Source organism: Pseudomonas sp. NFACC32-1, from assembly GCF_900101215.1.
Taxonomy (GTDB): Bacteria; Pseudomonadota; Gammaproteobacteria; order Pseudomonadales; family Pseudomonadaceae; genus Aquipseudomonas.
Window position 1 is genome coordinate 537,938 of record NZ_FMUL01000001.1, and the last position, 23,249, is coordinate 561,186.

20 protein-coding genes are annotated in these 23,249 nt (G+C 62.2%); 11 read left to right on the forward strand and 9 right to left on the reverse strand.

Annotated features, from left to right (window positions below; all coding sequences use genetic code 11):
• The first annotated feature begins 72 nt into the window (after positions 1-72).
• Positions 73-819, forward strand: coding sequence for an SDR family oxidoreductase (locus BLP99_RS02380; protein WP_072394219.1), 747 nt, complete (start codon positions 73-75; stop codon positions 817-819).
• Positions 820-882: 63 nt separating this feature from the next.
• On the opposite strand, the gene mapR is transcribed toward BLP99_RS02380, so the two are convergent.
• The 3 genes from mapR to BLP99_RS02395 all read right to left on the reverse strand — a co-directional run bounded on the left by mapR (position 883) and on the right by BLP99_RS02395 (position 4,239).
• Entirely contained in the window at positions 883-2,292 is a 1,410-nt protein-coding gene (gene mapR / locus BLP99_RS02385) for a GntR family transcriptional regulator MpaR (RefSeq protein ID WP_072430423.1), read from the reverse strand.
• An 84-nt stretch (positions 2,293-2,376) separates the two neighbouring features.
• Entirely contained in the window at positions 2,377-3,789 is a 1,413-nt protein-coding gene (gene ccoG, locus BLP99_RS02390) for a cytochrome c oxidase accessory protein CcoG (RefSeq protein WP_092179604.1), read from the reverse strand.
• A 216-nt stretch (positions 3,790-4,005) separates the two neighbouring features.
• Positions 4,006-4,239, reverse strand: coding sequence for a DUF3203 family protein (locus BLP99_RS02395; RefSeq protein WP_053154459.1), 234 nt, complete (start codon positions 4,237-4,239; stop codon positions 4,006-4,008).
• A gap of 133 nt (positions 4,240-4,372) precedes the next feature.
• Here BLP99_RS02395 and BLP99_RS02400 point away from each other — a divergent pair, with 133 nt between their 5' ends.
• The gene (locus tag BLP99_RS02400; protein ID WP_053154456.1) at positions 4,373-4,879 is read left to right on the forward strand and encodes an MgtC/SapB family protein; all 507 of its coding nucleotides are present in this window, start codon (positions 4,373-4,375) and stop codon (positions 4,877-4,879) included.
• Between the two features lie 110 nt (positions 4,880-4,989).
• On the opposite strand, the gene BLP99_RS26365 is transcribed toward BLP99_RS02400, so the two are convergent.
• Positions 4,990-5,154, reverse strand: a complete 165-nt coding sequence (locus BLP99_RS26365) for a hypothetical protein (protein ID WP_165887612.1) — start codon at positions 5,152-5,154, stop codon at positions 4,990-4,992.
• Between the two features lie 191 nt (positions 5,155-5,345).
• Between BLP99_RS26365 and BLP99_RS02405 the strand changes: the two genes are divergently transcribed.
• From BLP99_RS02405 to glgB, 3 genes are all read left to right on the forward strand, one after another.
• Positions 5,346-7,343 (forward strand): alpha-1,4-glucan--maltose-1-phosphate maltosyltransferase, encoded by a 1,998-nt coding sequence (locus tag BLP99_RS02405; RefSeq protein ID WP_092179606.1) that lies wholly within the window; start codon positions 5,346-5,348, stop codon positions 7,341-7,343.
• 113 nt (positions 7,344-7,456) lie between these two features.
• A complete protein-coding gene (gene treS / locus BLP99_RS02410) occupies positions 7,457-10,801 on the forward strand; it encodes a maltose alpha-D-glucosyltransferase (RefSeq protein ID WP_072430426.1) in 3,345 nt (1,114 codons plus the stop codon).
• An 11-nt stretch (positions 10,802-10,812) separates the two neighbouring features.
• Positions 10,813-13,053: a 1,4-alpha-glucan branching protein GlgB gene (gene glgB, locus BLP99_RS02415; protein WP_072394233.1), complete on the forward strand. Its 2,241-nt coding sequence runs from the start codon at positions 10,813-10,815 to the stop codon at positions 13,051-13,053.
• Between the two features lie 136 nt (positions 13,054-13,189).
• On the opposite strand, the gene gudD is transcribed toward glgB, so the two are convergent.
• Together gudD and BLP99_RS02425 are read right to left on the reverse strand one after the other, a co-directional pair.
• Positions 13,190-14,533, reverse strand: coding sequence for a glucarate dehydratase (gene gudD / locus BLP99_RS02420; RefSeq protein WP_072394236.1), 1,344 nt, complete (start codon positions 14,531-14,533; stop codon positions 13,190-13,192).
• A 28-nt stretch (positions 14,534-14,561) separates the two neighbouring features.
• Positions 14,562-15,908 (reverse strand): MFS transporter, encoded by a 1,347-nt coding sequence (locus BLP99_RS02425; protein WP_072394239.1) that lies wholly within the window; start codon positions 15,906-15,908, stop codon positions 14,562-14,564.
• 326 nt (positions 15,909-16,234) lie between these two features.
• On the opposite strand from BLP99_RS02425, the gene BLP99_RS02430 reads away from it, so the two are divergent.
• Complete coding sequence (locus tag BLP99_RS02430; protein WP_072394242.1) at positions 16,235-16,945, forward strand: FadR/GntR family transcriptional regulator; 711 nt, start codon at positions 16,235-16,237, stop codon at positions 16,943-16,945.
• Positions 16,946-17,190: 245 nt separating this feature from the next.
• Here the strand turns inward: BLP99_RS02430 and BLP99_RS02435 are convergent, their stop codons facing one another.
• The 3 genes from BLP99_RS02435 to BLP99_RS02445 are packed head-to-tail and all read right to left on the reverse strand — an operon-like array spanning position 17,191 to position 19,783.
• Positions 17,191-18,372, reverse strand: a complete 1,182-nt coding sequence (locus BLP99_RS02435) for an acetyl-CoA C-acetyltransferase (protein ID WP_072430428.1) — start codon at positions 18,370-18,372, stop codon at positions 17,191-17,193.
• A gap of 11 nt (positions 18,373-18,383) precedes the next feature.
• Positions 18,384-19,049, reverse strand: coding sequence for a CoA transferase subunit B (locus BLP99_RS02440; RefSeq protein ID WP_072394248.1), 666 nt, complete (start codon positions 19,047-19,049; stop codon positions 18,384-18,386).
• A gap of 35 nt (positions 19,050-19,084) precedes the next feature.
• Entirely contained in the window at positions 19,085-19,783 is a 699-nt protein-coding gene (locus tag BLP99_RS02445) for a CoA transferase subunit A (protein ID WP_072394251.1), read from the reverse strand.
• Positions 19,784-19,940: 157 nt separating this feature from the next.
• On the opposite strand from BLP99_RS02445, the gene BLP99_RS02450 reads away from it, so the two are divergent.
• The 5 genes from BLP99_RS02450 to BLP99_RS02470 all read left to right on the forward strand — a co-directional run bounded on the left by BLP99_RS02450 (position 19,941) and on the right by BLP99_RS02470 (position 23,121).
• On the forward strand, positions 19,941-20,846 hold the full coding sequence (locus BLP99_RS02450) for a LysR family transcriptional regulator (RefSeq protein ID WP_072394254.1): 906 nt from the start codon (positions 19,941-19,943) through the stop codon (positions 20,844-20,846).
• A 150-nt stretch (positions 20,847-20,996) separates the two neighbouring features.
• Positions 20,997-21,506, forward strand: coding sequence for a ferritin-like domain-containing protein (locus BLP99_RS02455; RefSeq protein WP_072394257.1), 510 nt, complete (start codon positions 20,997-20,999; stop codon positions 21,504-21,506).
• A gap of 59 nt (positions 21,507-21,565) precedes the next feature.
• Positions 21,566-21,835 carry a hypothetical protein gene (locus BLP99_RS02460; RefSeq protein ID WP_072394262.1) on the forward strand — a complete coding sequence of 90 codons (270 nt, stop codon included), beginning with the start codon at positions 21,566-21,568 and terminating at the stop codon, positions 21,833-21,835.
• 38 nt (positions 21,836-21,873) lie between these two features.
• Positions 21,874-22,134 carry a metallothionein gene (locus BLP99_RS02465; protein ID WP_371128574.1) on the forward strand — a complete coding sequence of 87 codons (261 nt, stop codon included), beginning with the start codon at positions 21,874-21,876 and terminating at the stop codon, positions 22,132-22,134.
• A 609-nt stretch (positions 22,135-22,743) separates the two neighbouring features.
• The gene (locus BLP99_RS02470) at positions 22,744-23,121 is read left to right on the forward strand and encodes a con-10 family general stress protein (protein WP_072394265.1); all 378 of its coding nucleotides are present in this window, start codon (positions 22,744-22,746) and stop codon (positions 23,119-23,121) included.
• Positions 23,122-23,249 lie beyond the last annotated feature (128 nt).

Here is a 23,249-nt window from a genome sequence, read left to right on the forward strand (position 1 = left end):
AGCGCTTTGTGCAAAAGCGTGCCTGAACGTTATTCTTGGGCCGGACGTCTATCCGGGGAACGGGAGAGCAAAGTGGATAAAGTCATCGTCATCACCGGTGGTGGCCGCGGTATCGGCGCGGCCACGGCGCTGCTGGCTGCCGAGCAGGGGTATCGGATCTGCATCAACTACCAGGCCGATGAGAACGCCGCACAGGACGTGCTCGAACAGGTCCGCGCCAAGGGCGCCCAGGCGATCGCCGTGCGGGCCGATGTCAGTATCGAGGACGAGGTGGTCGGCCTGTTCAACCGGGTCGACGCCGAACTGGGGCGGGTGACGGCCCTGGTGAACAATGCCGGCACGGTGGCCCACAAGTCCCGGCTCGATGAAATGTCCGAGTTCCGCCTTCTCAAGATCATGAAGACCAATGTGCTGGGGCCGATTCTCTGCGCCAAGCACGCGGTGCTGCGCATGTCGCCCCGGCACGGCGGGCAGGGCGGGAGTATCGTGAATGTCTCCTCGGTGGCGGCCCGCCTGGGTTCGCCCAACGAATATGTCGACTACGCCGCCTCCAAGGGCGCCCTGGACACGTTCACCATCGGTCTGTCCAAGGAAGTGGCCGGCGAGGGGATCCGCGTCAATGCGGTTCGCCCCGGTTATATCTATACCGATTTCCACGCCCTGAGCGGCGACCCGGACCGGGTCAGCAAGCTGGAATCGGCCATTCCCATGGCCCGGGGCGGTCGTCCGGACGAAGTGGCGGAAGCGATCATCTGGTTGCTGTCGGACAAGGCTTCGTATGCGACCGGGACGTTCGTGGAGCTGGGAGGCGGGCGCTGAGTGTCGTCAGTACCGACTCCATCGCAATCACGCTCGCGGTGAGGCTGGTACGGACCATCCGTCTCAGAACGAACGGATGATCCGCCCCAGCGTCTCCATGGCCTTCTCCGACGCCTCGTTCCAGGGGCTGCCATAGTTCAACCGGATGCAGTTCCTGAACCGCTGGGTCGGTGAAAAGATCGGGCCCGGTGCGACGCTGATGCCCTGGGCCAGGGCCATCTGGAACAGTTTCAGCGAGTCTGTCAGCTCCGGCAGTTCAAGCCAGAGGAAGTAGCCTCCCGTTGGCTGGCTGACGCGGGTCTGTGGGGGGAAGTAGCGGGCGATGGCGGCGAGCATCGCGCGTTGCTGTTCTTCCAGGGCGTAGCGCAGTTTGCGCAGGTGCCGGTCGTAGCCGCCGTGTTGCAGGTAGTCGGCGATAGCGGCCTGGGCCGGCATCGAGGCGCACAGTGACGTCATGAGTTTCAACCGCTCGATTTTCTGCGCGTAGCGTCCGGCGGCGACCCAGCCGATGCGATAGCCTGGCGCCAGGCTCTTGGCAAACGAACCGCAATGCATCACCAACCCTTCGGTGTCGAAGGCCTTGGCCGGTTTTGGAGCCTGCTGGCCGTAATAGAGTTCGGCGTAGACGTCGTCCTCGATCAAGGGCACCTGATGGCGACTGAGCAACGCTACCAGCGCCTTTTTCCGCTCCTCGGGCATCGTCGCGCCCATGGGGTTCTGGAAACTGGTCATGCACCAGCAGGCCTTGACCGGATGACGCTCCAGAGTCTGTTCAAGGACTTCCAGATCGATACCGTCGCGTGGGTGTACCGGGATTTCCACGGCCTTGAGCTTGAGTCGCTCCAGCACCTGCAGGCTGGCGTAGAACGCCGGCGCCTCGATGGCCACCAGGTCGCCGGGTTCGGTCACGGCTTGCAGGCACAGGTTCAAGGCTTCCAGGGCGCCGTTGGTGACCAGCAATTCCTCCATGGGCAGCATCAGCCCGCCGACCATGTAGCGCAGGGCGATCTGCCGGCGCAGTTGCGGATTGCCAGGCGACATGTCCGTGACCACCACCCGCGGGTCCATGTCCCGCGTGGCGCTGGACAGCGAGCGGGACAGGCGTTGCAGCGGGAATAGCGTCGGGCTGGGAAACGCCGAGCCGAAGGCGATGGTGGCCGGGTCCTTGATCGAATCCAGGACCGAGAATACCAGCTCGCTGACGTCGACTTCGGTCGACTCATGGACCTGGCTGCTGATCACGGGCTCTGAAAACGGGCTCGGCGCAAGGTTGTTGACGAAGTAGCCGGAGCGCGGCCGGGCCCGGATCATGCCGCGTCGCTCCAGCAGGTAATAGGCCTGGAACACCGTGGACGGACTGACCCCATAGGTCTGGCTGGCATACCGTACCGACGGCACGCGCTGCCCTGGCCCGAGCATGCCGGAGCGGATCAGTTCGGCGATGTCGTCGGCGAATTTCTCGTAGCGTTTCATTTTCGGTCCAGTCATGAACGATTCGGGGCCATGGATGATCGGCGTTTCAGTCTCGTGTCCACACGCGTGCGGCATCTTAATGCTTCAGCGGTTCATCGGCGCGACAAAACGGCTCTTGGCCACGCTGTGGATGCCGGGGTCGTCGCTATCGGTCACCTTGAAGGTCATGTCCTGGGAGCCGCTGCGGGGCCTTTCGCTGAGCATCGCCACCGACACCGGTACGTCGACTATCTCCCCCGGCGCCAGGCTCAGTTGCGTCTTGCCCTGCAGGACGAAGCCGTCGCCGTCCACCAGGGACAGGTGGTAATCCTGGCGCTGCTGGGTCTTGTTGATGATCTTCAGGCTATAGATGTTTTCGATCAGGCCCTGGCTGTTTTCCCGGAACAGGCCACGGTCCTTGCTCACATCCAGGGAGACCATGGGCCGCTGCACCAGCGCGATCGTCAGCGCCGCGATCATCACCAGCAGCACGGCGGTATAGCCGACCAGCCGAGGCCGCAGCAGATGCGTCTTGCCCCCTTGCAACTGATGCTCGGAGGTGTATTTGATCAGGCCGCGGGCGTATCCCATCCTGTCCATGATCGAGTCGCAGGCGTCGATGCACGCCGCGCAACCGATGCATTCCATTTGCAGGCCGTCGCGGATGTCGATGCCGGTGGGGCAGACCTGCACGCACATCTGGCAATCGATGCAATCCCCCAGGCCGATATTGGCCGGCTTCACGTCGCGCTTGCGCGGGCCGCGGATCTCGCCACGGGCCGAGTCGTAGGAAATGGTCAGCGTGTCCTTGTCGAACATCACGCTCTGGAACCGTGCATAAGGGCACATGTGCATGCACACGGCTTCGCGCAACCAGCCCGCGTTGAGGTAGGTGGCCCCGGTGAAGAAGAGCACCCAGAACAGGCTGACGCCGGCTATCTGCAGGGTGAGCAACTCTTCGGCCAGCGGCCGGATCGGTGTGAAGTAGCCGACGAAGGTCAGGCCGGTGAGCAGGCTGATGCCCAGCCACAGTGTGTGCTTGGCCGAGCGACGCAGCAGTTTGTTCAGGCTCCAGGGCGCCGCCCGCAGTTTGATGCGCTGGTTGCGATCACCTTCGGTGATCTTCTCGCACCACATGAAGATCCAGGTCCAGGAGCTTTGCGGACAGGTGTAGCCGCACCACACCCGCCCGGCGAACACCGTGATCGCGAACAGGCCGAAGGCGGCGATGATCAACAGTGCCGACAGCAGGATGAAATCCTGCGGCCAGAACGTCGCGCCGAATATGTGGAATTTGCTTTCCGACAGGTCCCAGAGCACCGCCTGGCGGCCGCCCCAGTTCAACCATACGGTGCCGAAGAACAGCAGGAACAGAAACCCGGCGCCGCTCATGCGCAAGGTGCGGAACAAACCGGTGAAGCTGCGGGTGTGGATCAGGTTATCGGTGCTCCGGGCCTTTATCTTGCCTGGAGTGGGGTCGAAGGTCTGTATCAACTGGACGGGGATTCGGTCGCTCATGGTCGGTCGCTCATCAGCCGTTATCTGGCCGGGGCACTATGACCACGAAACTGTTTGCATAACAGGCTCAGGTATTTCGATTAAAACCGGATCAGATGGCCTGTAGCCCAGGCCCTGCGACACTTTGATGCACCCTGATTGATCTGCTCGAGGCTGCCATCCTGTTTGCGCCTGCCACCCGGGTGCCAGGGAAGAAGGGCAGCCCCACAGGGAGTCTCAAATGGCCGAACCGCTGTCGGTGGCCTTGAGGTTGCGGCGCCCATCGTTCGCTCCGGCTACAGTCAATGCGTCGACTTCGGCCTCGGTGAGGTAGATCCGTTTGCCGTTGAGGTCCACGGCGGACATGGCTTTATCGGCGTCGGTAATGATCGTCAGCTCGCTGGCGGAACACTCCAGCGTGCCGTCGGCTGTCTGGAATTCGCAGATGCCGTCAGTGATGTTCATAGTCATGGTGTCACTCCTTCACGTTGATAAGCGTTAGGCGTCGCCGGCAAGGCAGGGTTCGTTGCGTCGGATCAGCGGTCGGGCGCACCTCTGGCGTCGTTTGCGGTCCATCGTTCATGGACTGAAAGAGGAGGCACCTATGGAAACCTGGTGGCATCAGGTCTGGATCACTATGCAGTCGGAATTCGCCGATATCGGCGACACACAACAGATGACCCGGGTCACCGTGCGCCTGGTGATGGCCGCGCTGCTGGGCGGCATCCTGGGGTTCGAGCGAGAACACAAGGGCAAGGCCGCAGGCGTGCGCACCCATATGCTCGTTGCCCTGGGGGCTGCGCTGTTCGTACTGGTACCGCAGATGTCCGGTTCCCAGGCCGATGCGATGAGCCGGGTGATACAGGGCGTGGTGGCGGGCATCGGTTTTCTCGGCGCCGGCACTATCCTGAAAAACAATGAAGGCGACGAAGGCCAGGTAAAGGGCCTGACCACGGCCGCCGGCTTGTGGATGACTGCGGCCATCGGCGTGGCGGCGGGCCTGGGCAAGGAAGGAACGGCGGTATTGAGCACGGTGCTGGCTCTGGCGATCTTCAGCGTGATGCCGGTGATTGTCCGGGCCCTGGAAAAGGAGCGGGACGACAAACCCTGATTTCATCGCCATCTTGCACACAACTGCTGGCGACGTGGCCTGCCAGCCGACCTTGACGGTGGCTGACAGTCCGTTGCCGCTAACGCCCCATGATGTTTATGAATGACGCCTCAAACCCGCTCCGGCGAATTCTCGTTCGGCGGGTCGCCCACGGGCGGCTGCGGGTCGAGGGGCGGGTCCTTTTCCGGTATGGGCTCCGGGTCGGGGCCAGGCGGTGGCAAAGTGGGGTCGTCGATGTTCGGATCAGGTGTTTCGGCCGGGATGGGAATATTCATCGGGACGGGTCTCCGTGAGGCACATGGCTTGAGTCGTGCTTATCCTTGTTGACCATCCGGGACCAGGTTCGATCCCCCCAGGTGTCCCGGGTAAATCTCGCTGAACTTTTGGTCGCCGGCCCGGTTCGGAGGTTAAGTGAGTTTTTTATCGTCACAAGCACGTCCATGGGGCGTAAAAGGAGCGATGCTCGATGACTGCTGAACACTCGACTGACTTGGCGTACAACCCCCACTTGCCACTGTCCCACGCCTTGTTGCTGCCACGTATCGCCATTGAGGACACCATGCCGGTGATCGACGGTGGGCAATTCGCCGCCAAGGTCGTCGCCGGGCGGGATGTGACCGTGACCAGCAAGGTCTTCGCCGACGGTCATGACAAGCTGGCCGTGCGGATCCGCTGGCGGGCGCTGGAGGATGAGGTCTGGAACAGCGAGGTCATGACCGACCTTGGCAACAACAGCTGGCGAGGCCAGTTCAACGTAACCGAACAGGGCCGTTACGTGTTCTGTATCGAGGCCTGGTTCGATCAGTTCGCCAGCTTCCGTTATGAACTGGAGAAGAAGTACGGCGCTGGGGTACCCATCAGCCTCGAATTGCAGGAAGGGCGCAACCAGGTGCAACTGGCCGCCGAGCGTAGCGACGGCGAATTGAGCGAGGAGTTGGCAGCGTTGCACCATGAGCTTTCGGGCCTGTTGCCCGAGGAGCAGGTGGCGCTGTTTCTCGCACCACGCAGTGCCGATCTCATGTCCTTGGCCGATCATCGGCCCTACCTGAGCATCAGTCCCGAGTACCCGCTGGACGTAGAACGCAAAGAAGCCGAGTTCGCCAGCTGGTATGAGCTGTTTCCCCGCTCTATAACAGACGATCCCAGCCGCCACGGCACCTTCAATGACGTGCATTCACGCCTGCCGATGATCCGGGACATGGGCTTCGATGTGCTGTATTTCCCGCCGATCCATCCCATTGGCCGCAGTTTCCGCAAAGGCCCCAACAACTCCCTGACTGCCGGCCCCGATGACCCGGGCAGCCCGTATGCCATCGGCAGCGAGGACGGCGGGCACGAGGCGATCCATCCACAACTGGGTACCCGGGAAGACTTCCGCCGCCTGGTGGAAGCCGCCGCCGACCATGGCCTGGAAATCGCCCTGGATTTCGCCATCCAGTGCTCCCAGGACCACCCCTGGCTCAAGCAGCATCCGGGCTGGTTCAGCTGGCGGCCGGACGGCACGATCAAATACGCGGAAAACCCGCCGAAAAAATACCAGGACATTGTCAACGTCGACTTCTACGCGGCGGATGCCATTCCCAGCCTGTGGCTGGAGCTGCGGGACATCGTGGTGGGCTGGGTCAAGGAAGGCGTGAAGATGTTCCGTGTCGACAACCCCCACACCAAGCCGTTGCCGTTCTGGCAGTGGCTGATCGCCGATGTGCGGGCGCAGTACCCTGAAGTGATTTTCCTCGCCGAAGCCTTCACCACGCCGGCGATGATGGCGCGGCTGGGCAAGGTCGGTTATTCCCAGAGCTATACGTACTTCACCTGGCGCAATACCAAGGCCGAGCTGGCGACCTATTTCACGGAGCTCAATCAGTCGCCGTGGCGCGAGTGCTACCGACCGAACTTCTTCGTCAACACCCCGGACATCAATCCGGCGTTTCTCCATGAGTCGGGCCGTGCGGGGTTCCTGATCCGCGCTGCCCTGGCCACCATGGGATCGGGCCTGTGGGGCATGTACTCCGGCTTTGAGCTGTGCGAGTCGGCGCCGGTACCGGGCAAGGAGGAATACCTCGATTCGGAGAAGTACGAAATCCGCCCTCGGGATTTCACCGCCCCCGGCAACATCATCGCCGAGATCGCCCAGCTCAACCGTATCCGTCGCCAGAACCCGGCGCTGCATACGCACCTGGGCCTGACGATCTACAACGCCTGGAACGACAACATCCTGTATTTCGGCAAGCGCACACCCGATGGCAGCAATTTCATCCTGGTGGCGGTGAGCCTGGATCCCCATAACCCCCAGGAAGCGAGCTTCGAACTGCCGCTCTGGGAGATGGGGTTGCCGGACGACGCCCAGACCCAGGGCGAGGATTTGATGAATGGACACCGCTGGACCTGGTACGGCAAATACCAGTTCATGCGCATCGACCCGGCCTACCAGCCGTTCGGGATCTGGCGGATCAGCGCGGCGTAAGGCTGTGCAACGAGAGATGCCAGCGGGGGCCTTTGTGGGGAGGGGATTTATCCCCTCGCCACACACGAGCCCTTGTGCCCCAACGGCCTTATTGAATTCATCAGGAGTTGCAAATGGCGAAAAAACCGCGGTCCGCCACGTTCATCAAGGATCCGCTCTGGTACAAGGATGCGGTGATCTACCAGGTCCACGTCAAATCGTATTTCGATTCCAACAACGACGGCATCGGCGACTTCCCCGGGTTGATCGAGAAGCTCGACTACATTGCCGACCTGGGCGTCAATACCATCTGGTTGCTGCCATTCTATCCCTCGCCCCGGCGCGACGACGGCTATGACATCGCCGAGTACCGGGGCGTCAGCCCTGACTACGGCACCATGGGCGACGCGCGGCGCTTCATTGCCGAAGCCCACAAGCGCAACCTGAGGGTCATCACCGAGCTGGTCATCAACCACACCTCGGACCAGCATCCCTGGTTCCAGCGCGCCCGCAAGGCCAAGAAAGGTTCGAAGGCACGGGACTTCTACGTCTGGTCCGATGACGACCACAAGTATGACGGCACGCGGATCATTTTCCTCGACACCGAAAAATCCAACTGGACCTGGGATCCGGTGGCGGGCCAATACTTCTGGCACCGCTTCTATTCCCACCAGCCGGACCTCAATTTCGACAACCCGCAGGTCATCAAGGCCGTGCTGTCGGTGATGCGCTACTGGCTGGACATGGGTATCGACGGCCTGCGCCTGGACGCGATTCCCTATCTGATCGAGCGCGACGGCACCAATAACGAGAACCTGCCCGAGACCCACGACGTCCTCAAGTTGATCCGCGCCGAAATCGACGCCAACTATCCGGACCGCATGTTGCTTGCCGAAGCCAACCAGTGGCCGGAAGACACCCAGCTGTATTTCGGCGATGTCGACGCCCAGGGCCTCAACGGCGACGAATGCCACATGGCATTCCACTTCCCGCTGATGCCGCGCATGTACATGGCGCTGGCCCAGGAAGACCGTTTTCCCATCACCGACATCCTGCGCCAGACCCCGGAGATCCCCACCAATTGCCAATGGGCGATCTTCCTGCGCAACCACGATGAGCTGACCCTGGAAATGGTCACCGACAAGGAACGCGACTACCTGTGGAATTACTACGCGGCCGACCGTCGGGCGCGTATCAACCTGGGGATCCGCCGACGCCTGGCGCCGTTGATGGAGCGCGATCGCCGCCGCGTGGAGCTGCTCAACAGCCTGTTGCTGTCCATGCCGGGCACGCCGACCCTGTACTACGGCGACGAGATCGGCATGGGCGATAACATCTATCTGGGGGACCGCGATGGCGTGCGCACGCCGATGCAGTGGTCCATCGACCGCAATGGCGGTTTCTCCCGGGCCGACCCCGCCAGCCTGGTACTGCCGCCCATCATGGATCCGCTGTACGGCTATCAGTCGGTCAACGTCGAGACCCAGGCCGGCGACCCGCACTCGCTGCTCAACTGGACCCGGCGGATGCTGGCGGTGCGCAAGCAGTCCAAGGCGTTTGGCCGTGGCACCTTGAAGATGCTGTCGCCGAGCAATCGCCGGATCCTGGCCTATACCCGCGAATACACTGGCCCGGACGGCAAGCATGAAATCATCCTGTGCGTGGCCAACGTGTCCCGCAGCGCCCAGGCCGCCGAGCTGGATCTTTCGGCCTATGCCGGCATGGTTCCGGTGGAGATGCTGGGGGGCAACGCCTTCCCGCCCATCGGCCAGCTGAATTTCCTGCTGACCCTGGCGCCGTACGGCTTCTACTGGTTTGCCCTGGCGGCGGAAAACCAGATGCCGAGCTGGCATGTCGAACCGGCCCAGAGCCTGCCGGATTTCACCACCCTGGTGCTGAAAAAACGCCTGGAAGAGTTGCTCGAAGCCCCCTCGCGCACCACGCTGGAGCAAACCATCCTGCCGAGCTGGCTGCAGAACCGCCGCTGGTTCGCGGGCAAGGACAGCGCCATCGAGAAGGTCGATCTCGTCTACGGGGTGCGCTTCGGCGATCCCCAGCATCCGGTGCTGCTCAGTGAAATCGATGTCACCAGCGCCGGGCAGACCCTGCGCTATCAACTGCCGTTCGGCCTGCTGGCCGAGGATCAGGTCGGCGCGGCCTTGCCGCAGCAACTGGCGCTGTCCCGGGTTCGTCGAGGCCGTCAGGTGGGGTTGATCACCGATGCGTTTACCCTGGAAAGCTTCGTGCGCGCCGTGCTGCACGGCATGCAGGTCGGCACGGTGCTGCCGTGCGGCGAGGGCGAGTTGCGCTTCGAGCCCACCGAGGGCCTGGCGGCATTGAATCTGGGGAGCGAACCGCAAGTGCGGTATCTGTCCGCCGAGCAATCCAACAGTTCAGTGGTGGTGGGCGGCAGCCTGGTGCTCAAGCTGATCCGCAAGGTCGCTTCGGGTATCCATCCGGAACTGGAGATGAGCGCCTACCTGACCGCCGCCGGATTCAGCAACATTTCTCCGTTGCTGGGTTCGGTGATTCGTCGTGATGCCCAGGGCGAGGATGCGCTGCTGATGATTGCCCAGGGTTACCTGAGCAATCAGGGCGACGCCTGGGAGTGGACCCAGAACAACCTCGAACGTGCCCTGCGCGACGAGTTGGCCGATGCGGTTTCCGAGCAGGAGCAGCATTACAACGCCCTGGGTGAGCTGAAGGATTTCGCCGGCATGCTCGGCCAGCGCCTGGGGGAAATGCACAAGGTGCTCGCCCAGGCCACCGACAACCCCGATTTCGCTGCGGTGAAAACCAGCGCCAAGGACGCCCAGGCCATCGGCAAGGACGTGGCCGCCCAGGTGGAAAACGCCCTGCGCCTGCTCAAGCAGAACCAGGACCAATTGAACCCGGCGGACCAGGCCATGGTCGCACGTTTGCTGGAACACCGCAAAACCGTGCTGGCCCATGTGCAGGACCTGGCCGGCAAGGCTGCCGGTGGCCTGCGTATCCGTGTACACGGCGACTTGCACCTGGGGCAGGTGCTGGTGATCAAGGGCGATGCCTACCTGATCGACTTCGAAGGCGAGCCTGCCCGTCCGCTGCCTGAGCGCCGCGGCAAGCACAGCCCGTACAAGGATGTCAGCGGTGTATTGCGTTCCTTCGATTATGCGGCGGCCATGGCGATTCATTTGAACACTGTCGACAGCACGGCCGATGCCGACGCCGCACGGCAACGGGTCGCCGATCGTTATCTGCGTGAGGCCCGCCAGGCATTTGTCCAGGCATATCGACTGGCGGCAGCTAGTCTTGCCCATGAGTGGAAGGATGCTGAAGGCGAAGACGCTGCGCTGGCGTTGTTTGGCCTGGAGAAGGCGGCCTATGAAGTGGCCTATGAAGCCGAGAATCGCCCCGCCTGGCTGCCCGTGCCGTTGCACGGTCTGTACGGGCTCTTGAGGGGGCTGGAACCCTTTTCCGACTTAGCCGGACCGATTTAGTGGAGAGAATCATGAGTGTCTCGAACAAGGATCCACAGGGGCAGGCGAAAGAGTCGCTGCTGCCGCCCCTCCGTGACATCGACGCGCTGGTGCGCGCCGAACACCACGACCCGTTTTCCATCCTCGGCCCCCACGGCGACGGCGCGGGCGGACAGTTCATCCGGGCCTACCTGCCTGGTGCGCTGAGCGTCCAGGTGGTCGCCCGCGATGGCGGCGAAGAACTGGGTGAGTTGCAACAGACCGAAACGCCGGGGCTGTTCGTCGGCCATTTCGACCGCGCCCAGGCGTACCTGCTGCGTACCCGCTGGGCCGGGGGCGAACAGCTGGCCGAAGACCCCTACAGTTTCGGGCCACTACTGGGGGAGATGGACCTCTACCTGTTCGCCGAAGGCAATCATCGCGACCTCAGTTCCTGCCTCGGTGCGCAATTGACCACCGTCGATGGCATCGATGGCGTGCGCTTCGCCGTGTGGGCGCCCAATGCCCGCCGGGTGTCGGTAGTGGGAGATTTCAACGTCTGGGACGGTCGCCGCCATCCGATGCGCATCCGCTACCCGTCGGGCGTATGGGAGCTTTTCATACCCCGCTTGGGGGCCGGTGAAGCCTACAAATACGAAATTCTCGGCGCCCACGGCATCCTGCCCCTCAAGGCCGATCCGGTGGCCCTGGCCAGCCAGATGCCGCCCGACACTGCCTCGAAGGTCGCCGCGCCGTTGAAGATCCAATGGCAGGACGACGAATGGATGCAGCAGCGTCGCGAGCGGCAGCTACCGGCCGCACCATTGTCGATCTACGAGTTGCACGCCGGCTCCTGGCAATGCGAGATCGATGAGGCAGGGGAGGTGTCTCGCCAGTACAACTGGCATGAACTGGCCGAGCGGCTGATCCCCTACGTCAAGGAGATGGGCTTCACCCACATCGAGTTGATGCCGATCATGGAGCACCCGTTCGGTGGCTCCTGGGGTTATCAACCCTTGTCGCAGTTCGCCCCGACGGCGCGCTATGGGTCGCCGGACGATTTCGCCGCGTTCGTCAACGCCTGTCACCAGGCCGGCATCGGGGTGATCCTCGACTGGGTACCGGCGCATTTCCCCACCGATACCCATGGGCTGGCCCAGTTCGATGGCACTGCGCTGTACGAATACGGCAACCCCCTGGAGGGCTTCCACCAGGACTGGGACACCCTGATCTACAACCTGGGGCGTACCGAGGTGCACGGGTTCATGCTGGCCTCGGCCCTGCACTGGCTCAAGCATTTCCATATCGATGGCCTGCGGGTGGATGCGGTGGCCTCGATGCTGTATCGCGACTACTCGCGCAAGGCCGGCGAATGGGTGCCCAACCGTCACGGCGGCCGGGAAAACCTCGAAGCCATCGATTTCCTGCGGCACCTCAACGATGTAGTGGCGCTGGAAACGCCCGGCGCCTTGGTCATCGCCGAAGAATCCACCGCGTGGCCCGGTGTCAGCCAGAGCACGCAACAGGGTGGCCTGGGCTTCGCCTACAAGTGGAACATGGGCTGGATGCACGATTCGCTGCACTACATCCAGCAGGATCCGGTGTACCGCGCCCATCACCACAACGAATTGAGCTTCGGCCTGGTGTACGCCTGGTCCGAACGCTTCGTGCTGCCGATCTCTCATGACGAAGTGGTCCACGGCAAACGGTCGCTGATCGACAAGATGCCCGGCGACCGCTGGCAGAAATTCGCCAACCTGCGGGCCTACCTCAGCTTCATGTGGGGCCATCCGGGCAAGAAGCTGCTGTTCATGGGGTGCGAATTCGGCCAGTGGCGCGAGTGGAACCACGACCAGCAACTGGACTGGTACCTGACGCAATACGCCGAGCACCGTGGGGTGCAGAAGCTGGTGAGCGACCTGAACCGCCTTTACCGCGAAGAACCTGCGCTGCATGACCAGGATGACGCGCCCCAAGGGTTCCAGTGGTTGATCGGCGACGATGCGCTCAACAGCGTCTATGCGTGGCTGCGCTGGAGCAAGGAGGGGAGGCCGGTGCTGGTGGTCGCCAACTTCACGCCGGTGCCGCGTGCGAGCTATCGGGTCGGTGTACCGTTCGGCGGGCGCTGGGTGGAACTGCTCAACAGCGACGCCGACACCTATGCCGGCTCCAACTATGGCAACGGCGGCGGAGCCTGCGCCGAGGAAGTACCCAGCCACGGCCAGGCCTTGTCGCTGGAACTCAACCTGCCGCCGCTGGCGGTGTTGATCCTGCGGCCGGAAGGTTTGGTGTAATCCTACGGCCACTGTCAATTCAATGGGGGAGCGAGCCTGCTCGCGATGCGGTAGTTCAGTCAACACTCATGCTGGCTGATCTGGCGTCATCGCGAGCAGGCTCGCTCCTACAGATGCAGTGGTGACGGGGGCCTTTTCAGCGCACCAGGCACGGCTGCTTGTTGTTGAACGACCAGCCCGGAATCAGGAACTGCATCGCCACCGAGTCGTCACGTGCGCCCAGGCCCATGCCTTTGTACAGCTCATGGGCCTTGGCCAGTTGGTCGGTGTCCAGCTCGATCCCCAACCCCGGTTTTTGTGGAACCTGCACGCAGCCTCCCTTGATCTGCAGCGGCGCCTTGGTCAGCCGCTGGCCGTCCTGCCAGATCCAGTGCGTGTCGATGGCGGTGATGTCCCCCGGTGCGGCGGCGGCCACGTGGGTGAACATCGCCAGAGAGATGTCGAAGTGGTTGTTGGAATGGGAACCCCAGGTCAGCCCCCACTCATTGCACATCTGTGCCACTCGCACGGAGCCCTGCATGGTCCAGAAGTGCGGGTCGGCCAATGGAATGTCCACCGATTGCAGGCTGATGGCGTGGCCCATTTCCCGCCAGTCGGTGGCGATCATGTTGGTGGCGGTTTTCAGGCCCGTGGCGCGGCGGAACTCAGCCATGACCTCGCGGCCCGAATAGCCATTCTCGGCCCCGCAAGGGTCCTCCGCGTAGGCCAGCACCCGATGCTGGTCACGGCACAGGCGGATGGCTTCCTTGAGTGACCAGGCGCCGTTCGGGTCCAGGGTGATGCGGGCCTGGGGGAAACGCTCGGCCAAGGCCGTCACTGCTTCGATTTCCTCGTCGCCCCGGAGCACGCCGCCCTTGAGCTTGAAGTCCTGGAAGCCATAGCGCGCATGGGCTGCTTCGGCCAGGCGCACCACGGCGGCGGCATCCAGGGCTTTTTCATGGCGTACCCGGAACCAGTCGTTGTCGGCGTCCGGTTCGCTGCGGTAGGGCAGGTCGGTCTGCTGGCGATCGCCAACATAGAACAGATAACCGAGCATCTTCACTTCATCGCGTTGCTGGCCCTGGCCCAGCAAGGCCGCCACCGGCACGTCCAGGTGCTGGCCCAGCAGGTCCAGCAATGCCGCTTCCAGGCCGGTGACCGCATGGATGGTGATGCGCAGGTCGAACGTCTGCAGACCCCGGCCTGCGGCATCGCGGTCGGCGAATGCCTGGCGGACATTGTTCAGAATCTTCTGGTAGGTCCCGATGGGATTGCCCACCACCAGGGCCCGGGCGTCTTCCAGCGTCTGACGGATGCGCTCGCCGCCAGGTACTTCGCCTACGCCGGTGTGGCCGGCGTTGTCCTTGAGGATGACGATGTTGCGCGTGAAGAACGGCCCGTGGGCGCCGCTGAGGTTCAGCAGCATGCCGTCATGGCCGGCGACGGGCACGACCTGCATGCTGGTGATGATCGGCGCTTTGTTGGCTTCTTGTGGAGTCATGTGCATTTGTCCTTGAACGAATCGGATATCAAACGTGGCTGGCGGCGGGATTGGCCGGCGTCGTGGCGGATTTCGGCTTGGGCGTGTTGCGCGCGGCGAACACGATGATCGCGGCGATGATGGATGTGGCCGCCAGGCCATAGAGGCCACCCTGGATGGAGCCGGTGTGCTGCTCCAGCAGGCCGAAGGTGGTCGGTGCGACGAACCCGCCAAGGTTGCCCACCGAGTTGATCAGGGCGATGACCCCGGCGGCGATCCGGGCGTCCAGGTAGGCCTGGGGAATCGGCCAGAACAGCGAGGACGCGGATTTGAAGCCCAGGGCCGCGAAGCAGATGGCGACGAAGGCGAAGATCGGTCCGCCCGTGGTGGACATGAACATCCCGGCCGCCGCGATCAACAGCGCCGCCGCGACCCAGGCCTGCTGGAATTTCCACTTGGCCGACAGCGAGGCGAAGGCGTACATGCCGACGATCGACAGCAGCCATGGGATCGAGTTGAACATGCCGACCTGCAGGTCGCTGAGCTCACCCATCTTCTTGATGATGCTCGGCAACCAGAACGTCGCGGCATAGATCGTCAACTGGATGAAGAAATAGATCAGGCAGAACAGGATGATCTGGCGATCCTTGAGCAACTGGCCGATGGACAGCTTGACCGGCGTAGCGGCTTCACGGGCCCGTTGTTCGTCATCAATGACTTTTACCAGCGCGTCCTGTTCATCGCGTTGCAGCCACTTGGCATCGTGGGGCTTGGAGTCCAGCCAGAACCAGACGAAGACGCACAGGCAGACGGAGAACATCCCTTCGATGAAGTACATCCACTGCCACCCGTGCATGCCCAGGCCGTTGATCTGCAGCAACAGCCCCGACAGCGGGCCGGAGATCAGCGAGGCAATGGCCGAGCCGCTGAGGAAAATGGCGATGGCCTTGCCGCGTTCGACACCTGGCAACCAGCGAGTGAAGTAATAGATCACCCCGGGAAAGAAGCCGGCTTCGGCCACGCCCAGCAGAAAGCGCAGGATGTAGAAGTGGGTTTCGTTCTGGATGAACGCCATGGCCGATGCCACCAGGCCCCAGGTGAGCATGATGCGAGTCAGCCAGATCCGGGCGCCGATTCGTTGCAGCAGGATGTTGGAGGGGACTTCGAACAGCGCATAGCCGATGAAGAACAGACCGGCACCGAAGCCGTAGGCGGCCGCGCCGATGCCCAGGTCGTGTTCCATGTGGGCACGCACGAAGCCGATGTTCACGCGGTCGATGTAGTTGACGATAAACATGAGGACGAACAGCGGCAGGATGTGACGCTTGACCTTGGATATGGCCGAGAGCAGCACAGGGTCCGCGCCGGCATTCGCCTTGGGGCTGGAGGTGTTCACTGGTTTTTTCTCCCACTGATTATTTTTATGCGGGGCATCGAGCAGGTGTCGATGTTGATAGACATCATACAACTTGATTTTTTTGAGTGACAAGCGCTTTTTAATCACGAATGCGCGGGTTGCATGGCTGCCTTATGCCGTATTTATTGGTTGATAGGAGGCTGTTTCGGTTTTTGTCGGCGGATGAGCAGCGGAATATCGTTTAAAGGTTCTCAGGGTTTTAAGGTAAGAATTGAATGTTGTCATACAAGTTGAGCAATCAAAGTGCTCACGCTCTGGCCCGCTGATGATAGGATCGCCTAGCCTGTTTTCGAGGATCCCTGGCGATGCAAGACACCGAAGTCCCGCTGCGCAAGCGCACCCACAACCTGGCCCATGACCTGGTGGCGAAACTCAGCCAGAGCATCCTGCTGGGCCAGTTAAAACCGGGCCAGAAGCTGCCATCGGAAGGCGCCATCGTGCAGGAGCATGGCGTCAGTCGTACGGTGGTGCGCGAAGCGATTTCCAAGCTGCAGGCCTCGGGACTGGTGGAGACCCGTCATGGCATCGGTACCTTCGTGCTGGAGCAGACCGCAGAACCGGGCTTGCGGCTCAATGTCGATACCGCGGCGGGCGTGAGGGGAATCCTCGAACTGCGCCTGGGCCTGGAGACCCAGGCGGCGGCACTGGCTGCCCAGCGTCGCGATGAGCGGCAGTTGCAGCAGATGCGCCAGGCCCTGGATGACTACCAGCGGCTGCTGAGCAACAACGACAGTTGCGTGGAAGCCGACCGGCGTTTTCATCTGCTCATTGCCGAAGCCACGCAAAACACCTGTTTCGTCGAAGTCATGCAGCACCTGGGCAGCGCGATGATCCCCAGGACCCGGGTGAATGTGGCCGAACGGGGCCAGGCCGACCTGGGAAAACTGGCGCAAGTGGCCAATCTGGAGCATGAAGCGATCTTCAACGCCATCAAGCGCCAGGACCCCGATGCCGCCCGCGCCGCCATGTGGCTGCACCTGACCAACAGCCGTGATCGCTTTGGCGCGGGCTCCTGACAAAGGGTTTTCTGCAAAAGCAGTTCGGCAATCTCCCCCGGTCAGGCGAGCATCTCGCCACAATAGACCGGTCTGTCAGGTACACCGAAATTTACGACATGAAGGGCCAGCAGAGTCTGATCCAGGCGGTCGTGGCAAAAGCGCCAGGTAAAAAAAACGGCGCAACCGAGGTCGCGCCGGTGGTGGAGCCAGTGACCAGGCGGATGTTCGTGGGTCCGCGCAGCCACTGTTGAACGCGTCGTCGGTCAGCCTCGTTCCAGCGCCAGGGCCACGCCCTGGCCGCCGCCGATGCACAGGGTTGCAAGGCCTTTGCTGGCATCGCGCTTGATCATCTCGTGCAGCAGCGACACCAGCACCCGGCAGCCCGAAGCGCCGATGGGGTGACCCAGGGCAATGGCGCCGCCGTTGACGTTGACCTTGTCCATATCCCACCTCAGCTCCCTGGCCACGGCCAGCGATTGGGCAGCGAAGGCTTCGTTGGCTTCGATCAGGTCCAGTTGGTCCAGCGACCAACCGGCCTTCTCCAGGCAGCGACGGGTTGCCGACACCGGACCGATGCCCATGATGGCCGGGTCGACGCCGGCGTTGGCGTAGGCGCTGATTTTCGCCAGCACTGGCAAGCCCAGCGCCTTGGCCTTTTGCGCGCTCATCAGCACGACGGCCGCCGCGCCGTCATTGAGGGACGACGCATTGCCGGCGGTTACGCTGCCGTCCTTCTTGAAGGCCGGCTTGAGCTTGGCCAGGGACTCGGCGGTGGTACCGGCGCGCGGTTGTTCATCCGTGGCGAATGCCACGGGATCGCCCTTGCGCTGGGGAATCAGGATTGGCGTGATCTCATCGGCGAAGCGACCGCCTTCGATGGCGGCAACGGCCTTCTGCTGGGACGAGGCGGCAAAGGCATCCTGTTCCTCGCGGCTGATGCCGTACTTGTCCACCAGGTTCTCGGCGGTGATGCCCATGTGGTAGTCATTGAACGCATCCCACAGGCCATCGGTGATCATGCTGTCGATCATCTGCGCGTGGCCCATGCGCAGGCCGGTGCGGGCGGCCGGCAGGACGTAGGGGGCCAGGCTCATGTTCTCCATGCCGCCGGCGATGATGACCTCGGCGTCGCCGCAGCGGATCGCCTGGGCGCCCAGGTGCAACGCCTTGAGGCCCGAGCCGCAGACCTTGTTCAGGGTCAGCGCCGGCACCGCATGGGGCAAGCCGGCGAGGATCGACGCCTGGCGGGCCGGGTTCTGCCCGGAGCCTGCGGTCAGTACCTGGCCGAGAATCACTTCATCGACCTGTTCGCCGGACAAGCCGGTCTGTTCCAGCAGGCGACGAATCACCGCTGCACCGAGCTCCGGCGCGGGAATGGAGGCCAGCGAACCCTGGAAACTGCCGATGGCGGTACGGGTGGCGGCGACAATCACGACTTCTTGCATAAAATCTCTCCTCACGGTGCAGCGAACTGCATTTCAGGGACGTGGTCCGGCACGATCAGCTTGCCGGCAGTCTTGGCGACGATTTCCTCGACGCTGACGCCCGGGGCACGTTCTTTCAGGATGAAGGCACCGTCCTGGATTTCCAGGTAGGCCAGGTCCGTCAGCACTCGCTTGATGCAACCGGCACCGGTGAGCGGCAGGCTGCAACGGGGCAGCAGTTTCGATTCGCCGTCCTTGGACGCATGGGTCATGGTCACGATGATGTTCTCGGCGCCGGCTACCAGGTCCATCGCACCGCCCATGCCCTTGACCAGCTTGCCGGGAATCATCCAGGACGCGATATTGCCCTCGACGTCTACTTCGAATGCGCCGAGCACGGTCAGGTCGATGTGTCCGCCGCGGATCATGGCGAACGATTCGGCCGAAGAAAAGATCGACGCACCGATGCGCGCGGTGACGGTCTGCTTGCCGGCGTTGATCATGTCGGCATCGACTTCGTCTTCGGTGGGGAAGGCCCCCATGCCGAGCAAGCCGTTCTCGGACTGCAGCATGACTTCCATGCCTTCGGGAATGTAGTTGGCGACCAGGGTGGGAATGCCGATACCCAGGTTCACGTAGTAGCCGTCCTGCATTTCGCGGGCGACGCGTTGAGCCATTTGTTCGCGGGAAAGTGCCATGGTGTTATTCCTTCATTCGGGCCGGGGGCAGGGGATCACTTGCGTACGGTGCGCTGTTCGATGCGCTTTTCGAACGTGCCGCAAATGAGCCGGTCGACGTAGATGCCAGGGGTATGGATCTGCGTCGGGTCCAGCTCGCCGGGTTCGACGATTTCCTCGACTTCCACCACGGTGATTCTGCCCGCCGTGGCGGCCAGCGGATTGAAGTTCTGGGCGGTGTGACGGTAGACCACGTTGCCGAAATGGTCGGCTTTCCAGCCTTTGACGATGGCGAAGTCCCCCGTGATGGATTCTTCCATCAAGTATTGCCGGCCGTGGAATTCACGGGTTTCCTTGCCTTCGGCCACCGGAGTGCCGACACCGGTGGCGGTGAAGAACGCCGGGATGCCCGCGCCACCGGCGCGCATCTTTTCGGCGAGGGTGCCTTGGGGAGTGAGCTGGACTTCGATTTCACCACTGAGCAACTGCTGTTCGAAGAGGGCGTTTTCACCCACGTAGGACGCGATCACCTTGCGAATCTGCCGGTCTTCCAGCAGCACGCCGAGGCCGAAACCGTCGACGCCGCAGTTGTTGGACACCACGGTGAGATCGCGAATGCCCTTGCGCTTGATCTCGGCGATCAGGTTTTCCGGAATGCCGCACAAACCGAAGCCGCCGGCGATCACGGTCATGCCGTCCTTCAAGCCTTCCAGCGCTTCCTCATAGGAGCTCACGCGTTTGTCGAAACCAGCCATAGACACCTCTTTTATTCTTGATGGGGTCGCAATGGAATGCAGTGTTGCGCCAAGTCATATATTTGTTAAGTTGATTTTTGAGTTAGATTGATTGGTAAAACTCAATAATTGTCTTGCGGCTTGAAACCAGTCGCTTGCCGCTGGGAGCATCACGACCATGACCCTCAAGCAGATCCGTGCCTTCCTCGCCGTCGCCCAGAGCCTGAGCTTTGCCGTGGCCTGCGAACGGCTGCACCTGTCCCAGTCGGCCCTGAGCCTAACCATCAAGGCACTGGAGGACGGCCTGGGTGGACGCCTGTTCAGCCGCAACACCCGTAATGTGGCGCTGACCCCCGAGGGCGAATCCCTCTTGCCGCTGGCCCGCAGGCTGGTTGCCGACTGGGATAACGCCGAGGATGAAATGCGCCAGCGCTTCACCTTGCAGCGGGGGCGCGTGACGTTGGCGGCGATGCCCTCGTTCGCCGGGAACCTGTTGCCACCGATCCTCAAGACCTTCCGCGTCCGCTATCCGAATGTCAACGTTACGGTCAACGATGTGATCAACGAACAAGTGCTGGAAATGGTGCGTGATCGCCATGTGGAGCTGGGCGTCGCCTTCGAGCCGGCGCAGGGTTCCTCCCTGGCGTTCACGCCGCTGTACCTGGACCGGTTCGTCGCGGTGGTGCCGCTGGATTCGCCCCTGGCCGATTGCCGGGAAATCCAGTGGCGAACCTTGCTGGAGCAACCGTTCATCACCTTGCAGCGGCCCTCCACCGTGCGGGTGATGCTGGAGGAGCACCTGCAGGCCCGGGGCATGAAGTTGCCGGTGGAATTCGAAAGTCATCAGTTGGCGACGGTGGGTCGAATGGTCGCCAGCGGCCTGGGGGTCAGCGCGGTGCCGGCGCTGTGCGTCAGGCAGATGCATGAGCTGGGGGCTCGGTGCATCACGCTTCGCGATCCCGTGGTGGAGCGGGCCATCGGTGTGTTGACCAAGCCGGGGCATGAATTGTCGGCTGCGGCTCAGGCGCTGTTCGACACCCTCAAGGATCAGCACCTCTGGGAACGAGGCCTGCGCCCAGACTGAACGCGGGCCTTTGCCGCTGCCATTGCCTTTCGTCGCCCCGGATCCTGGTTTCTTCAAACTTTCGACGTGTCTGGAACCTCCATTTTCATGAAGGGTATTTCAGAACTGTCGCGCTGCCATGCAGCAGCGACCACGGGTAAGGAGAAAAAAATGGCAACGCCCAAAGACAACCTGCTGGATTGGCTCAACGACGCTCATGCCATGGAGCAGCAAGCGGAAAAAATGCTCAAGGCCCAGGCCGAGCGCCTGGAGCATTACCCCGTCCTCAAGGCCCGGATCGAAGAACACCTGCAGGAAACCCTCGGCCAGCAGAAACTGGTCGAACAGTGCATCCAGCGCCTGGGCGGCAGCACGTCGATGCTCAAGGACATGGCCGGCAAGCTCATGGCTTTCGGCCAGGCGGTGGGCGGCATGACGATGAGCGATGAGGTGGTCAAGGGCGCCATGAGCGGCTATGTCTTCGAAAACCTGGAGATCGCCTCCTACACCGTGCTGATCGAGGCGGCGAAAGCGGCCGGCGATGTCGAAACCCAGCGCGCCTGCGAACAGATCCTGCCCCAGGAAATTGCCATGGCCGATTGGCTGCGCGATCACCTGCCGGAGATCACCCAGGCGTTCCTCGAACGTTCGGCGAACCCCAATACCGAAGCCAAGCGCTGAGCGTCAAGGAAAGCGGCCGGCCTGTCCGGCCGCTTCCGGATGCCGGCAAGAGGAGGCGTATGAAGCAGACCACGGGTGAAGTTCGAGCCATCAATCGCCAGAGCGCAATGGCCGGTGTCTACGTGCCACAGGAGGACGGTCACACCGTGCTGGAACTGCGTTCGGCCAATGACATCGACATCGGCGACGTTATCGAGTGGGACAGCGGCGAGGCCCTGGGCACTCAGTCCTACCGCAATCGCACCAAGGGCTGGAGCGCCGAGGTGTACGTGGTCAAGCACGGTGTCGCGGCCGCCAACCTTGAGGTTCAGTTGCTGGTGGGATCCTGAAACGTCGTCGAACAACGACCCGCAACGTAGCCAGGAGAATGAGCATGAGCGAATCGAAGATGAAATGCGGCTGTCCTGATTGCCAGTGCGAGGTGGATCCGCAACGGATGTTCAACCACGACGGCGAGGCCTATTGCAGCCAGGCTTGCGCAGAGCAGCACCCCAACGGCGAGCCGTGTCCGGCCCCCGATTGTCACTGCGAGCGTAGCGGCAAGGTGGAGGAGCGGGACATCACCAACCGACAATTGGACGACGCCCTGGAGGAAACCTTTCCGGCCAGCGACCCGATTTCTCCCTGAGCACCGAGTTTTCAGGCTCTGTACGAAAAGTCTTGAGCTGACCCCAGGCAAGGCGAAACAGCCGAGCAAGTGCAGTTACTGGAGTACCTCATCAGTATCAAGGCTTTTGGTAAAGAGCCTAATCCGGGCACCGGCGACAGGGTGCCCGGACACCGCAAGCCGGTCAGTGCGGTGGTGCAGAATAACACCGGCAGCCCGCGAGTTTTGGCTTCCTGGAACGGCGCGTGGCCGGGACGACGAGACCGGTGCAGTAGGGTGCCGGCGTCGCCCGACCTTTGGCAGACAGCGTGGAAAGACACGCACTGTTTTTTAGCTGCGAAGACAAGGCGAACTCGTACCGAACTTGTTCTGTTGCATATGTACATGTGACTAACGTTTCGCATGGGTGCGCTTCTTCGTGAATGGTATGACGCTTGTTTTAATTTGATTAATCGTTAGAGGAGGGTTCGATAGCGTTTTTTCAAGTGCTGCGGAGCCAAATTAAATGAACTCATGACTATTTACCGTTCGTCGTCGTCTGATGAACTTCATTTAAACCTTGGCGCCGGCAGATTTTCCGAATAGGACGAGCCAACTGGTTCGCTAACAGCAACTAACGAGGTGAATGAAATGGCTAATACAGGTAATAACAACCCTGGCAATTTCGCTAACGATCGTGAGAAGGCATCGCAAGCCGGGAAAAAAGGCGGACAGGCGTCGGGTGGCAACTTCGCCAACGATCCGGAACGTGCAGCCGAGGCCGGACGCAAAGGTGGCCAGGCATCGGGCGGCAATTTCGCCAATGACCCCGAGCGCGCCGCAGAGGCCGGCCGTAAAGGCGGCCAGGCATCGGGTGGCAATTTTGCCAACGATCCCGAGCGCGCTTCGCAAGCCGGCCGCAAAGGTGGCCAGGCTTCGGGTGGCAACTTTGCCAATGACCGGGAGAAAGCCTCCGAGGCCGGCAGGAAAGGTGGCGAAAACAGCCATGGCGGCGGTCGTGATTCCTGAGACCGCCAGACTTCAGGCCCCAGCCGCCTGGTTGGGGTCCGTGCCGGTTTCGATATAAGAACATCCATAAAGTACCGGTTGGGTAATGTTTCATCGGTTCTGAGGGGCGGCGACTTGTGCAATTCTCT